We start from the raw sequence: 14,668 nt of genomic DNA on the forward strand, positions 1-14,668 counted from the left end.
GCTTCTTATACCCTGATTATCAATGTTTAGTGTTGCATTTTTCATTTATTTGTTTTACTTTTCGTGTATCAATACACATAAAAACTTTAAGCCATGAGAAAAGCAGACCTTATCAATCAAATTTCAGATAAAACCGGCATCCCGAAAGTGGATGTATTAGTTAGTCTTGAAACCATGTTTAAAGAGATAAAACAGTCTCTTATAAATGGTGAAAATATTTATATCCGTGGTTTTGGTAGTTTTATTACCAAAAAAAGAGCCGCAAAAATTGGCAGAAATATCAAAAAAAACATCGCAGTAGAGATTCCTGAGCATTATATCCCTGCCTTTAAACCTGCTAAAGAATTTGTGCAGGAAGTAAAAAACAAGAAGTTTGACGAAAATGTGAAGTTCGACGATTAAAAATTTACCTGAAGTGGTTATTTAGTTTTTTTATAACCCTATTTTATAGACCTTTGCACTTCAATTCTTGAAGTGAAAAAACAACAAATTATACTTGCTGCAGGCGGTTTGTGCCTTTTAACGCTTTTACTTTTTTTTGGCAGGACCGTTGCAAAAAAAGAACCTAGTACGGCTGAACATATCGCTCATGCCGATCCAAAGTTTTCTGTCTCCGCCCTTATCAAGGCTTCTAAACAGTCATTAGCACCCTATCGTGTTGATTATCTGAACTTATTAGAAAAAAAATCGATCGAAAGCAACTCAACTGATGATAAAATCAAGTCTTTAGAAACCTTAGCTGTGTTTTGGGAAGATTCTGTCCATAACCACGACCTGCATCTTTTTTACACTTCGGAAGCAGCAAAGTTGGTAAATTCTGAAAAAAACCTCACCTTTGCAGCCCGTCTGATTTTAGCAAACCTGCGTAACGAGCAAGATATAGCTAAAAGAGGCTGGAAAGCAGAACAGGCAATAGAGTTATTTGATAAGGCAATAGAACTAAATCCAACCAATGATAGTTTAAAAATTGGTAAAGGAAGTTGTTATGTGTTTGGTAAAGGTATGGCCGGCAATGCTGAAGAAACAATGAAAGGAATTCAGTTGTTATTAGGCGTGGTGAGAAAAGACAGTACCAATATGCAGGCACAATTAGTTCTTGGAATCGGAGGCGTAATATCTACGCAATTCGATAAAGCAATTGTTCGTTTACAAACGGTTGTAAATAACCAACCAAATAATTTGGAAGCGATATCATGGTTAGCAGATGCATATGCAGGTAAAGGCGATAAGCAGAATGCAATAAAATGGTATCAAAGAAGTAAAGAAATGGTGAATGATCCTGAATATAGTAAAGAGGTAGATGAAAGGATCAAAGAAATAAAGTAGAATCAATTAAACTGATTATAAAAAATTATTTTTCATTAAAAAAAGACTAAGGTATGCCTTGTGGTAAAAAAAGAAAACGTCATAAAATTGCTACACACAAGCGTAAAAAGCGTTTAAGAAAGAACCGTCATAAAAAGAAATAATTAGTTTCTTTTTATAGCAGGTGTCCCGATTCTCCCATCGGGACACACATTTATCAGCATACATGATTGTTTGCCATTTTTTGGTAGGCGTATTTATTATGCTGTATGTTATCCTTCCATGATGTTTAAGTCTGCTTAAAAGTTTACGCATTGACAAAGGAATTGATCATAAATGCTGCACCACAGGGCGTGGAAATTGCCTTGATGGAAGACAAAAAATTAGTGGAGTTGCACAACGAAAAAGCTGATGCCAACTTCGCCGTGGGAGACCTATATCTTGGAAAAGTTAAAAAGCTGATCCCTGGCCTGAATGCCGCCTTCATAGATGTTGGTTTTGAAAAAGATGCTTTTCTACACTACACAGATCTAAGCCCATACGTAAGGTCGATATTAAAATTCACCAACATTGCCATTAATGATAAAACAGAAGGTGGTTTTGATTTTGGTAAATTCTCTGTTGAACCCGAAATTGTAAAAACAGGTAAGATTGCTGAAGTACTAAGTGGCAAGCCTAATATTTTAGTTCAGATATTAAAAGAACCGATCGCAGCTAAAGGTCCACGCCTTAGTTGTGAATTATCACTTCCGGGAAGATTTGTAGTTATTACTCCATTCAATGACATCATTGCGGTTTCCCGTAAAATACACAGTGCAGAAGAAAGAAAAAGATTACACAAAATTATTGAAGCCATTAAGCCTAAAAATTTCGGTGTAATTGTTCGTACAGCTGCCGAGGGTAAAAACACAGCGGAGCTACATGATGATCTGTTATCACTTGTAAATACATGGAAAACGATTCAAGTGAATTTGCAAAATGCAACACCACCGGCAAAGATCTTAAGTGAACAAGCGAAAGCAACCAGTATGCTTCGTGATTTGTTGAACGAAGATTTTAACCGCATTGTGGTGAATGACAAAAATATCTACACCGATACAAAAAATTATATTCAACGTATTGCTCCGGAAAAAGCAGATATTGTTGCATACTATAATAATGGCTCTCCAATTTTCGACAGTTTTGGTGTTACCAAACAAGTGAAATCATCTTTTGGTAAAACAGTAAATCTGCCAAGCGGGGCTTATTTGATTATTGAACATACAGAAGCCTTACACGTAATTGATGTAAACAGCGGATACAAAAGTGTAAGCAATAATCAGGAGCAAAATGCTTTAGAAACAAATCTTGAAGCTGCTGAAGAAATTGCAAGACAATTGAGACTTAGAGATCTTGGTGGTATCATTGTTATTGATTTCATTGATATGAAATTAATGGACAATCGCAAGCGATTGGCTGATGCAATGGAAGAGTTCATGCGTACCGACAGAGCGAAACATGCGGTATTACCGATCAGCAAATTTGGTTTGATGCAGGTTACACGTCAACGCATGAAGCCTGAAATGAATATCAACACAAGTGAAGTTTGTCCAAGTTGTAATGGTACAGGAAAAATTTCTTCGACACTTGTTTTGGAAGATGAGATAGAAAAAAATCTAAGTTATTTGGTAATGCAAAAGCACACCGGATTAACTATTGAAGTACATCCAATCTTATTTGCATATTTAACCAAAGGGTTTATCAGTAAACGTCGTAAATGGAGTTGGAAATACAAACAAAAAATAAAGTTAGTTGCCAATTCAAATTATCATCTTACAGAGTTTCATTTTTTTGATGATAAATATGATGAGATAAAACTATAACATTTTTGCCGCGAAGGCGATATAAGGTATAAAAGTAAAAGCCGACAATTTATTTTGTCGGCTTTTACTTTTATACAAACTCCTATTTCTTTCCGATAAAAAATTAATCTCTGCTCCTGCTGTTGTAAACCATAATATAATAGGCCAACATAGCAATAGATGAAAGTGCTGCAACCACATAAGTTAAGGCAGCCCATTTTAATGCATCTTTAGCTTTTGCATCTTCGTCGCTGGTAGTAATATTGGCAGTGTTCAACCAGTTTAGTGCTCTCGCCGATGCATCAAATTCTACCGGTAATGTTACTACCGTAAACAAAGTAGAAACTGCAAACAAAACTATACCGATTAGAAGTATGGTCTGATTTCCTCCTCCCAATCCCATAAAACCAATACCTGCCAAAATTACCCATTGAGATAAATTTGTACTGATCTGCGTTACGGGCACTAATTTACTTCTTAGTTGCAGCATTGAATAAGCTGTTGCATGTTGCACCGCATGACCACATTCGTGAGCTGCAACAGCTGCCGCTGCAACATTTCTTCCTTCAAATACATCCGGACTAAGATTGACCGTTTTTTTTGTTGGATCGTAGTGATCGGATAAAAAGCCCGGAACAGAAACTACTTCAACATCATAAATACCATTATCCTTCAACATTTTTTGTGCTACTTCCTTTCCACTCAAACGAGATGATGTAGGCACCGCTGAATATTGTTTGAATTTACTTTTCAATCTGAATTGAACCAGCATTCCTAAAATCATAAACACAAAAGAGATAACCATTATTCCCATTGTCATAATTGTAGATTTATTTTATAATAAAATTACAAACAATACGCCAAATTAAAAGTCTGTCAAAAAGGCAATAAAAAAGCCTTCCATTTTCAAGAAGGCTTTAAATATTTGTATAAAAACTAATTAAGCTACTGCTTCTGCTTTAGCTTTTCCATTTACCGGAATAGAAACTGGCGCAGTCTTTACAGTTTTGATAATACGTGCAGCTACTTTATAAGGATCTGCAGCACTATTTGGACGACGATCTTCTAACCAGCCTTTCCAACCTCTTTCAACAGCACCAATTGGAATTCTGATAGAAGCACCTCTGTCTGATATACCGTATTTAAATTCATCGATAGCAGCTGTTTCGTGTTTACCTGTCAAACGTAAATGATTGTCCGGTCCGTAAACAGCGATATGTTCTTTAACAAAAGGTCTGAAAGATTCGCAAATTTGTTCAAACACTTCACGGCTTCCGCTAGTTCTCAAAGCAGTATTAGAGAAGTTAGCATGCATACCACTACCATTCCAATCAAGTGCGCCTAATGGCTTACATTCCCAGTTGATTGAGATACCATATTTTTCACCGATTCTTTCTAATAAATAACGAGCCACCCATATCTGATCACCAGCTTCTTTTGCACCTTTAGCAAATATTTGAAATTCCCATTGGCCTGCAGCTACTTCTGCATTGATACCTTCCACATTCAATCCGGCTTCCAAACAAACATCTAAATGTTCTTCAACCATATCACGGCCGTATGCATTTGCTGCACCTACTGAACAGTAGTAAGGACCTTGCGGACGAGGGAAACCACCTTCAGGGAAACCAACCGGTCTGTGTGTTTCAGGGTTCCATAAGAAATATTCCTGTTCAAAACCAAACCAGAAATCATTATCATCATCATCGATCAATGCTCTACCATTACTTACATGTGGAGTACCATCGGAATTCAATACTTCACACATCACTAAATAAGCATTTTTACGTTGAGGATCTTTACAAATGAATACTGGTTTTAATAAACAATCTGATGAACCACCTGGCGCCTGTTCTGTAGAAGAACCGTCAAAAGACCACATTGAGCAGTCTTCTAATTTGCCCGAAAAGTCATTTTCAATTTTTGTTTTGCTACGTAAACTTTGGATTGGTTGATAACCGTCCAACCAGATGTACTCCAATTTTGAGGATGCCATAGTGATTATTTTAAGTTAAAAAATGTTTCGTTTTCGCTTTATCAAAGTCTTTAAAAAGGCATTACCCTCCACCGGGAAGGTTTCCGGCAATACCTTTACGTTTTAAAGCTCGACGCTGCGAAAATAATAAACTTTATTAAATAATCTTTAAAAAAACATGATTTTTCTTCGTCATCGATGCAAAAAATGACCAATAATCGCAAAAAATAACAAATATTTTAACGAATTAGTTGAATTTTATAAATAATAATCAATATTTATACATATTAAATATTAATACATATGAAAAAGACGACAATTTAATGAGCAATAAAAAGCCCCGACCTAATGGTCGGGGCTTTTTATTAAAGAGGTTTAAACTCTTAATTATTTGTACTGAGCAGCAAGCCCGCTCGCCAACTCTGTCATTTTTTTCAAACTCTCATCATTCAATACACCTTTTTTAAACTCAGCTAAAATTTCAGGGTGTTTGTTAGACATTTCCAATAAGAAATGATCTTCGAAAGCCTTTACATTTTTAACCGCAACCTCTTTCAACAAACCTTGAGTACCCAGGTAAATGATAGCAACTTGTTTTTCTACGCTGAATGGCGTGTACTGTGGTTGTTTCAAAATTTCCACGTTACGGGCACCTTTATCAATTACGTTTTTAGTAGCAGCATCCAAATCACCACCAAATTTAGAGAAGGCTTCCAACTCACGGTAAAGAGCCTGATCTAACTTTAAAGTACCAGCTACTTTTTTCATTGATTTGATCTGAGCATTACCACCCACACGGCTAACCGAGATACCTACGTTGATAGCAGGACGGATACCGGCGTTGAACAAGTTACCTTCCAAGAAGATCTGTCCGTCGGTAATAGAGATCACGTTTGTAGGAATGTATGCAGATACGTCACCTGCTTGTGTTTCAATAACAGGCAAGGCTGTTAATGAACCACCGCCTTTTACTAAATGCTTGATAGATGCAGGAAGATCGTTCATTTGAGCAGCAATATCATCTTTAGCGATAACTTTTGCAGCTCTTTCCAATAAACGACTATGCAAATAGAATACATCACCAGGATAAGCCTCACGGCCCGGCGGACGACGTAATAGAAGAGATACCTCACGGTAAGCCACAGCCTGTTTAGAAAGATCATCATAGATGATCAAAGCAGGACGACCGGTATCTCGGAAGAATTCGCCAATTGCAGCACCTGCAAACGGAGCATAGAACTGTAATGGAGCAGGATCAGATGCAGAAGCAGCAACAATGGTAGTATAAGCCATTGCGCCATTTTCTTCCAAAGTCTTCATGATACCTGCAATGGTAGAAGCTTTTTGTCCGATTGCTACATATATACAATAAACAGGTTTCCCTGCATCGTAAAATTCTTTTTGGTTGATGATGGTATCAACACAGATGGCAGTTTTACCTGTTTGACGGTCTCCAATTACCAACTCACGTTGACCACGACCGATTGGAATCATCGCATCAATCGCTTTAATACCGGTTTGTAATGGTTCTTTAACCGGCTCACGATAAATTACCCCCGGTGCTTTACGCTCCAATGGCATTTCGTATGTTTCGCCAACGATCGGACCTTTACCATCGATAGGTTCACCCAAAGTATTGATAACCCGTCCACACATACCATCGCCTACTTTAATAGATGCAATTTTGTTGGTACGCTTTACTTTATCGCCTTCTTTAATTTCGCTACTATCACCCATTAATACCACACCCACATTATCTTCCTCAAGGTTCAATGCAATAGCTTTTACACCATTTTCAAACTCTACAAGCTCACCACTACTAACATTGTTCAAACCATATACACGGGCAATACCATCACCCACCTGTAATACGGTTCCTACTTCTTCCAAACTAGCACCTGCGTTGAAGTTGCTAAGTTGTTGGCGGAGGATCGCTGAAATTTCATCCGGTTTAATTTCTACCATAACTGTTTATTTTAAAAAGTTGTTTTTATCTGATCTTATGGATGTATTGATTATCCATAAATTGTTTTTTAATGTCTTTAAGATCTCTTTGAATGCTAGCATCAACTAAGTTGCCTTCCATTTCTAAAACAAAGCCACCGATCAATTCTTCTTGTACAGCTGTTTCTAATTCTACATTTTTTAATGATGTAGAAGATTTTACTTTATCAAGAATAGAATTTTTCAATTCATCACTCATTGCAACGGCAGTAGTAATTTTTACCTGATGGATGTCACGAATTTTATTGAACTGTTCAACAAATGCGCTGACTATCTCGGGTAAATTAATTTCCCTTCCTTTACGAACCAGTAAAGAAATAAATGCTGCTGTCAATTTGCTAACCTGTGTACTTAGAACAGAATCGATTATTTTACCTTTTACATTTGGTTTAATAACCGGGCTCTGTAATACACCTACAAAATCAGGATTACTTTTACAAATACGTTGTATCAGTTTTATATCTGCACAAATAGCATCTAATTGATTTTGCTCTGTAGCTAAATCAATCAAACTTTTTGCGTACCTGCCTGCTAAACGTGGATTATTCATACCCCTATCCCCTAAAGGGGGATTAATTTAATTATTGTTAATAATTGTAGCCTTACCATACTCCCCTTTAGGGGATGGGGGCTTAATTTAATTTCGCTTCTTCAGCTAATTGTTTAATGTAACTTTCTTGCTCTGCTTTATTGCTTAATTCTTTACGCAATACTTTTTCACTTACTTCTATCACTAAATTTCCTACCTGATTTTTAATTTCAGTCAATGCTGCCATTTTTTGATGGTTGATTGAAGCCTGTGCATCAGCAATGATTTTAGCTGCTGCCGCTTTTGCTTCTTCTTTAGCATCATTGATCATTTTGTCTTTCGTTTCTTTCGCCTCTTTCAACAAAGCTGCTCTTTCTTCACGTGCTTTAACCAATAAAGCTTCGTTATCATTTTTCAACTGAGCCATTTCAAGCTTTACTTTTTCGGCAGTGGCCAAAGAAGTTGCAATACCTTCTTCTCTTTCATTCAACCCTTTTATAATAGCCGGCCATGCAAATTTTTTCAAAAGAAAAAATACAACTAAGAAAGCTACAAGCGTCCAAACTAATAAACCTAAATCAGGTGATAATAATTGCATATATAAAAAATTAAAAACTAAAAATTAAAACTAAAATACTGCATCCTCCGTCCTGTACTTCGGATGCAGTAAAGACTTGTGGTTGGTCTTACAATACCATTGCAAGGAACCCTACGATGATCGCAAATAGTGCAGCACCTTCTACAAGAGCGGCAGTAAGGATCATGTTACCACGAATGTCATTAGAGGCTTCCGGTTGACGTGCAATTGCTTCAACAGCACCTTTACCGATAGAACCGATACCAATACCAGCACCGATTGCAGCTAAGCCAGCGCCAACAGCACCACCTGCAGCAGCAAGAGGAGCAGTAGCTAAAAACACAGTTAATAAACTCATACTTCTGTTTTATGTTGATTAAAAAATAAACTATTAATGATGTGCAGCCGCACCCTCTTCGCCATGATGTTCTCCTTCAAAAGCCTGGCCAATGAATACCGCCGTTAACATTGTGAAAATGAACGCTTGTAAAAATGCTACCAACACTTCGATGAAATAAATAAATATTGTAAAAGCAAGCGATACCGGAGATACTCCCCAGCCGGCTCCGCCATTTATCTTTTCTGCAAAAATGAAGATCATCGAGATCAAACAAATAATGATAATGTGACCTGCCACCATGTTTGCAAACAACCTTATGATCAATGCAAATGGTTTAATGAATACACTTAAAAATTCTACAGGAACCAGAATGAATTTTACTCCAAGAGGTACACCCGGAGGATTGAATATATGCCCCCAGTAATGACCGTTTGAACTTGCCATTATTACAACAAATGATATTACCCCTAAAATAGCAGTGAAAGCAATATTTCCTGTAACATTCGCCGTTCCTGGTATTAAACCAATTACGTTATTAATAAGAATGAAAAAGAACACTGTTAATAGATAAGGCAAATATTTATTGACTTTATGACCAAGATTTGGCTTAGCGACTTCGTCTCTTACAAACGCTACTAAAACCTCTACTAAGTTTTGCTTGCCTTTTGGTGCAGAAGTTACACCTTGTCCTTTACCGTAAGCTTTTGCAACGCTGATCATTAACCAACAAAGAAGCGTTAATGCAAGTAGCATTTGAACAACGTTACGTGTTAAAGAGAAATCGTACACAACAACAGAAGGATCTACTGAAATCACCTTCCCGTCTTCATTTAACTTATATCCTTCCACTTCATTTTCGCCATGATGACCAAATTTTGAAGCATTAAAAGTAGTAAGGCCTTTTTGTGGAGAGTATAAAATTACAGGAAGCGGAATTGATATTGCATGATGTTCACCATCACTTCCTTTATAAGATAAGAAGTGAAATTCATGAGCATCCATGATATGACCAAATATTACTTTTTTGGCATTAAACCCTTCTTCTTTTGCTTCGTGATGTGCTTCTGCAGTTTTATGCTCTTCGTGCTGTGCTTTAACATTAGCCGAAAAAAGCACTAAAAACGTACTTAAAACCGCTACCAGTAATGATTTGATGCTCTTTGCCGACATATATTCCCTGAAATTTGCCGCAAAGATAGGGGTTTAATGGATAATTTTTTAAAGGATAATTGACAATTTGGAGAGTTTTTTAAGGCTATTTTTCAATTTTTGACGCTGTTTGTTGTTTTTTTGTCATTTTCAGAGTGTGACCGGTAAAACTATAGCACTGTTTCCCTTTTCTCATACTGCATATGATAGAGTTTACTGTAAAAACCTTCTGAGGCCAGCAATGCTTCGTGGGAGCCACTTTCCTTGATCTCTCCTTTGTCGAGCACAATTATTTTATTGGCTTTTCGGATAGTACTTAAACGATGTGCAATAACAATAGAGGTTCTACCGGCAATAAGGGTATCAATAGCGTGTTGGATCAATTGTTCACTTTCCGTATCAACAGACGAAGTAGCTTCATCCAAAATAAGTATGGACGGATTATACAGCAAAGCTCTTACAAAAGAAAGCAATTGCCGCTGCCCCAGTGAAAGGGTAGCTCCTCTTTCCATTACATTATAATTATATCCTCCGGGTAGTTTTAAAATAAAATCGTGGATGCCGATCAGTTTCGCTGCTTCAATAACCTGCTCTTTGGTTATATCGGGATTTCTTAGTGTTACATTATCGTAAACAGAGCCGCTGAATAAAAACACATCCTGCAAAACAACGGCTATTTTACTCCGCAGATAATACAGATCAATCGCTTCTATATTATTTCCATCGATATTAATCTCTCCACTATTTATTTTATATAGACGATTGAGTAAACTAATGATCGATGTTTTGCCACTACCTGTGTTACCTACAATTGCAAGTGTTTCGCCTGCTTTGATATCGAAAGAAATATTTTTTAATACATAGTTATTGTCGATATAAGCAAATGAAACATTCTTAAATGAAACACTTCCATTGATCACCGGCTTTACGTTTACTCCTTCGTTGATAGTACTATCAGGATTATCCAAAACTTTAAATACCCTCTCGCCTGCTATCATTCCCATTTGCAATACATTGAACTTATCGGCCAATACTCTTAAGGGACGAAACAATAAATTCAAACAAAGAATGAACGCCGTAATGGTTCCGGCAGCATCAGGGTGTTGATCACCAGCTGCTCTCCACACCAACAAACCCAACGATATTGCCAACACCAATTCTACTACCGGAAAGAAAACAGAATACGCCATGATAGACTTTACATTGGCATTACGGTGCTCCTTATTGATCTCGTCAAATTTCCTAAACTCTCTTTTCTCTGCGGCAAAAGCCTGTACAATTGCCATTCCTGTAATGTGTTCCTGTACAAATGCATTTAAATTAGCTACTGCATTACGTACACGGGTAAATGATTTATTAACTGCTTCTTTAAAAATAAAAGTTGCAAAGATCAATATAGGAAATGGAGCCAAACAGATCAATGTCAGTTTCCAATCTACGATGAACATATAGATCAATACAGAGATGATCGACAGCAGATCAGCAATGATCGGTATTAATCCATCACTGAAAATATCATTGATAGATTCAATATCATTGATCGTCCTTGTAGTGAGTGTGCCAATAGGAGTTTTATCAAACTGAGATAAATTCAGATGCAGCACTTTATTATACGTAGCATTACGCATATCATTTACAACACTCTGACCCAGGGATGCAGTAAAAAAAGTAAAAACAAACCTGGCGACGGATTCAATCAACAGTAATCCAAACTGTATCAGCGTAATACCAATAATGACCTGCATTGCTCCATGTAAAAAAGCTATGTTAGCATTGGGATGTAAGCCTTTGTTGATAGTGAGTTGTATTAGCCATGGCCGTATGGGAGATAGTACTGCTAATAGGATAGCAAGAAAAACAGAGAAATAAAACTTGCGTTTATAAGGAGCAGCAAATGTGAACACACGCCGAAGCAGTGAAAAATTGAAAACCCTTTTTTTCTTTGTCTGCTCACTCATGCTACAAAGATACAGTGTGGTTACTAAATAATTAATGGACAATGATTTGTCAAAAATGTTATTTGCATTAACAAAATACTACGTTGATTTTAAGATTTTGTTGAGCCTGTAAAGTTTTGTTGGCACGATATTTTCAATATTTGAATAAAATATACGATTATGAAAACTTTAAAGCATTTTATCCCGCTTTTAGCGGCAGCTATGACTATTGTCGGAGTTTCATCCTGCACAAAAGACAATGAAGAAACCACAAGATTTTCTGTACGTATGACCGACAACCCATACAATGCAACTGCAGTAAATGTTGAGATCAAAGAGGTAAAGGCGAATTATACAAATGACTCTACCAAATGGGTAAGTTTCATGACACATGCCGGTGTATATAATTTATTAGAACTTCAAAATGGTGTGGACACATTATTGGCAGAAGCAGTAATACCAACCGGCACAATAAAAGAAATTCGTTTTGTGTTAGGTACAGATAACAGTATTGTTATTGGTGGTGTAACCTACCCACTGACAATTCCGAGTGGTTCGGAATCTGGATTAAAAATTAAATTGAATAAAAAACTGAATGCTTCCATAGATAGTGTTCTGATTGATTTTGATGCAGGTTTATCAATACACTTGGAAGGTACAGGTGATTACAAATTAAAACCGGTATTAAAAGTTAAACCGTAGGTTTCTTGGTTATAGTGTGATTTTCAAAAGAGAAGGGCTCCGTTTAAAGCGGAGCCCTTCTCTTTTGAATTATTTTATCGGATGATCATTTATTCTCCATCCATTTTTTTGTTGTAAGCTTTGATAAAAATTGCGCCTAAATTTTTATATGGCGGGATATAATCTTCCCAACTTTCTCTTACTTCCGCACTTGGATCTTTTGAGAATAGTTTCGTTAAATCAGTCCACATATCTTTCCACATTAAAGTTTTACCAGATACAAATGTTGTGTTTAAATAATTCAATATCGGACGATTAATATCTCCCTTGCCTATTTCTTTTGTAGAAACTATGTGTGCATCAGGACAAAGGGACAGTATCTTATTCAGATTTTTAAACCCGCCGCAGGAACCCAGGATAATGATCTTTGCATCACCGGGCATACGCTTTATAGTACCAGGCAACCAGTAACTATGCCCTCGGTGAATTACCACGGATGGATAAATTTCATTTTTACTAAGATAATTATTCAAATGCACCTGGGCAGAATCATCCAGATTTGCATCGCTATCCAAAGGCCTATTAGCGTATATCCATACACGTTTGCCTTTAAGAGATTTTATTTCTACCCATTCTGCATTTTGAGTAACTTTCCACTCTTTTGGAGAAAAGCTGTTAATAAACCCATTATAGTTTCCTTTACCATCATCATCTCCATAGAAAAAAACTTGTTGCACAATTCTACCGGTATCATCTGATAAATACTTTGAATCAACAGAATACACCGGCGGAATACCGATTTCTTTTGTAAGATCGATACCATTAACAGGATCTAAAGAAAGAAAGATCGTTTTAAGTAACCCGTAAATAATTTTTCCACGATTATTATCTTCTTCTATACTTTGCTGTTCATTCTCTTTTACATCATCCAAAATCGTTTTCAACAAAGCTTTATCATTGATGCTACTGTAACTGTCGGCAACATCCACTGCATCTTCCAGATTATTTCCATTATCCAGCTTAGCAACAAATGCCTTCATTAGCGTAGATGAGCTTTGCTTAGGCATCAATTTTAAAAATGTATCTAACTGATTAAAGTTTGCTGCCATTTTTATGAACTTCTTGAAATAATCCATATTCACACTAAGCAGCAGATCATCTGTTCTCGGTTTTGGACCGAGCTTTTGTAATAATCTTGAAAAGCTATGTTTGTAACTTGATGTATAAATATCATTCTCTCCCATGACCATCATGAAATAAATATCTTGTGGTGTTAAAGGATTAATGGCCTTCATTCTTACATTCAGATTACTTTGATCGTGCAATTCGTTGATCGGTGTAATGAAATGTTGTATGGCTTTTCGTTGCAATACATCTCTTAAGCCGTTTGTACCAAACATAGCAATAGGCGTATCCAGTGCTACCAATCTTGAATAATAACGTATCTCTGTTTTTACCAGCAATTGATAATACCCCACGCTATCGTAGCCAACCACACCATCACCAACAAATTTCCTGATATCTTCTATGGTTTGTTTACCACTTAAGATATCATCTAAAAAAGGAAAATAAAATAATGCATTGGGGGTTTGGCTCAATTTTGCAACAGCCATAACCAATGGATCTGTATTACGATGAATCAATTTACCAACCTGCGATTTTGTTGCCTGTGCAAATGAATATAACTGAACAGGATCTTTCTTACAAGCTACAACAATGAGACTATCAGCAAAAGAAGTATTCACATATGGGCCAATATCTGTGAGAATCTTATCGGGATTCTGATCAACATATTTTAAAAACAAAATCTCCTTAGCTCTTGCGTAACCTGCGTTCTTTTTGAAGATAGATGTAATGATATTTCCTACTTCCCAGGAAGTTTCTTCAATTATAGGAGCTATGCTTTGGCTGTCGATATCTGCTTTTAATGCCTTATCAAATACATTGATCAATTCAGGTGTTGAAGCAGCATTGAGTACTTTAGCCTTCCATGCATTCCTAAACCCTTTTACAACATCTTCTACATAATTAAGGTTTCGGATCTTTTCGTTATTCCCAATAATCTTTGAGGAATTCTCTACAAAACATTGCAGCGCATCTATTTTTCTGAAAATAACATCAGTTACCTGCAAATTAATTTCTTCATTTTTTGACGCTCGGATCTGACCGTCAGGTTTACCATCGGCCTTATCGCATTTTTTTTGCTCTTCATTTATCCGGTCGTGAAAACGAAGTCGTTGAAAAGGGACGGTACAAGTATCAGTCGATGCAAACGAGCTGAAAGCTGAAAACAGTAAAACAAAATACAGTATAAGTCGCTTCATAAATAA

At 36.6% G+C, this 14,668-nt stretch carries 13 protein-coding genes; 4 read left to right on the forward strand and 9 right to left on the reverse strand.

The annotated features are described in order from the left end of the window. Positions 1–93 precede the first annotated feature (93 nt). From ACQ33O_RS01770 to ACQ33O_RS01780, 3 genes are all read left to right on the forward strand, one after another. Positions 94–402, forward strand: a complete 309-nt coding sequence (locus ACQ33O_RS01770; RefSeq protein WP_430993831.1) for an HU family DNA-binding protein — start codon at positions 94–96, stop codon at positions 400–402. A gap of 72 nt (positions 403–474) precedes the next feature. Then, positions 475–1,326, forward strand: coding sequence for a tetratricopeptide repeat protein (locus ACQ33O_RS01775; protein WP_430993832.1), 852 nt, complete (start codon positions 475–477; stop codon positions 1,324–1,326). A gap of 293 nt (positions 1,327–1,619) precedes the next feature. Beyond that, complete coding sequence (locus ACQ33O_RS01780; protein ID WP_430993833.1) at positions 1,620–3,167, forward strand: Rne/Rng family ribonuclease; 1,548 nt, start codon at positions 1,620–1,622, stop codon at positions 3,165–3,167. Positions 3,168–3,270: 103 nt separating this feature from the next. On the opposite strand, the gene ACQ33O_RS01785 is transcribed toward ACQ33O_RS01780, so the two are convergent. The 8 genes from ACQ33O_RS01785 to ACQ33O_RS01820 all read right to left on the reverse strand — a co-directional run bounded on the left by ACQ33O_RS01785 (position 3,271) and on the right by ACQ33O_RS01820 (position 11,678). Then, the gene (locus ACQ33O_RS01785) at positions 3,271–3,966 is read right to left on the reverse strand and encodes a zinc metallopeptidase (protein WP_430993834.1); all 696 of its coding nucleotides are present in this window, start codon (positions 3,964–3,966) and stop codon (positions 3,271–3,273) included. 120 nt (positions 3,967–4,086) lie between these two features. Further along, the gene (locus ACQ33O_RS01790; protein WP_430993835.1) at positions 4,087–5,142 is read right to left on the reverse strand and encodes a glutamine synthetase beta-grasp domain-containing protein; all 1,056 of its coding nucleotides are present in this window, start codon (positions 5,140–5,142) and stop codon (positions 4,087–4,089) included. Positions 5,143–5,508: 366 nt separating this feature from the next. Further along, entirely contained in the window at positions 5,509–7,086 is a 1,578-nt protein-coding gene (atpA, locus tag ACQ33O_RS01795) for a F0F1 ATP synthase subunit alpha (protein WP_430993836.1), read from the reverse strand. A 25-nt stretch (positions 7,087–7,111) separates the two neighbouring features. Further along, positions 7,112–7,675, reverse strand: coding sequence for an ATP synthase F1 subunit delta (gene atpH, locus ACQ33O_RS01800; protein ID WP_430993837.1), 564 nt, complete (start codon positions 7,673–7,675; stop codon positions 7,112–7,114). 82 nt (positions 7,676–7,757) lie between these two features. Beyond that, positions 7,758–8,252: a F0F1 ATP synthase subunit B gene (atpF, locus tag ACQ33O_RS01805; protein WP_430993838.1), complete on the reverse strand. Its 495-nt coding sequence runs from the start codon at positions 8,250–8,252 to the stop codon at positions 7,758–7,760. 88 nt (positions 8,253–8,340) lie between these two features. Further along, complete coding sequence (gene atpE / locus ACQ33O_RS01810; RefSeq protein WP_430993839.1) at positions 8,341–8,589, reverse strand: ATP synthase F0 subunit C; 249 nt, start codon at positions 8,587–8,589, stop codon at positions 8,341–8,343. 33 nt (positions 8,590–8,622) lie between these two features. Beyond that, positions 8,623–9,741, reverse strand: coding sequence for a F0F1 ATP synthase subunit A (gene atpB, locus ACQ33O_RS01815; protein WP_430993840.1), 1,119 nt, complete (start codon positions 9,739–9,741; stop codon positions 8,623–8,625). Positions 9,742–9,890: 149 nt separating this feature from the next. Beyond that, a complete protein-coding gene (locus ACQ33O_RS01820; RefSeq protein ID WP_430993841.1) occupies positions 9,891–11,678 on the reverse strand; it encodes an ABC transporter ATP-binding protein in 1,788 nt (595 codons plus the stop codon). A 159-nt stretch (positions 11,679–11,837) separates the two neighbouring features. Here ACQ33O_RS01820 and ACQ33O_RS01825 point away from each other — a divergent pair, with 159 nt between their 5' ends. Then, positions 11,838–12,359, forward strand: a complete 522-nt coding sequence (locus ACQ33O_RS01825) for a DUF4382 domain-containing protein (RefSeq protein ID WP_430993842.1) — start codon at positions 11,838–11,840, stop codon at positions 12,357–12,359. Between the two features lie 89 nt (positions 12,360–12,448). On the opposite strand, the gene ACQ33O_RS01830 is transcribed toward ACQ33O_RS01825, so the two are convergent. Next, entirely contained in the window at positions 12,449–14,662 is a 2,214-nt protein-coding gene (locus ACQ33O_RS01830) for a hypothetical protein (protein WP_430993843.1), read from the reverse strand. Between the last annotated feature and the right edge of the window lie 6 nt (positions 14,663–14,668).

The sequence above is a fragment of the Ferruginibacter sp. SUN002 genome, assembly GCF_050611725.1.
GTDB lineage: Bacteria > Bacteroidota > Bacteroidia > Chitinophagales > Chitinophagaceae > Ferruginibacter.

Excerpts from the sequence above, each read along its gene's own strand:
- ACQ33O_RS01770 (WP_430993831.1), top strand. The coding sequence starts at position 94 with ATGAGAAAAGCAGACCTTATCAATCAAATTTCAGATAAAACCGGCATC.
- ACQ33O_RS01785 (WP_430993834.1), bottom strand. The coding sequence starts at position 3,966 with ATGACAATGGGAATAATGGTTATCTCTTTTGTGTTTATGATTTTAGGA.
- ACQ33O_RS01790 (WP_430993835.1), bottom strand. The coding sequence starts at position 5,142 with ATGGCATCCTCAAAATTGGAGTACATCTGGTTGGACGGTTATCAACCA.
- atpA (WP_430993836.1), bottom strand. The coding sequence starts at position 7,086 with ATGGTAGAAATTAAACCGGATGAAATTTCAGCGATCCTCCGCCAACAA.
- atpH (WP_430993837.1), bottom strand. The coding sequence starts at position 7,675 with ATGAATAATCCACGTTTAGCAGGCAGGTACGCAAAAAGTTTGATTGAT.
- atpF (WP_430993838.1), bottom strand. The coding sequence starts at position 8,252 with ATGCAATTATTATCACCTGATTTAGGTTTATTAGTTTGGACGCTTGTA.
- atpE (WP_430993839.1), bottom strand. The coding sequence starts at position 8,589 with ATGAGTTTATTAACTGTGTTTTTAGCTACTGCTCCTCTTGCTGCTGCA.
- atpB (WP_430993840.1), bottom strand. The coding sequence starts at position 9,741 with ATGTCGGCAAAGAGCATCAAATCATTACTGGTAGCGGTTTTAAGTACG.
- ACQ33O_RS01820 (WP_430993841.1), bottom strand. The coding sequence starts at position 11,678 with ATGAGTGAGCAGACAAAGAAAAAAAGGGTTTTCAATTTTTCACTGCTT.
- ACQ33O_RS01825 (WP_430993842.1), top strand. The coding sequence starts at position 11,838 with ATGAAAACTTTAAAGCATTTTATCCCGCTTTTAGCGGCAGCTATGACT.
- ACQ33O_RS01830 (WP_430993843.1), bottom strand. The coding sequence starts at position 14,662 with ATGAAGCGACTTATACTGTATTTTGTTTTACTGTTTTCAGCTTTCAGC.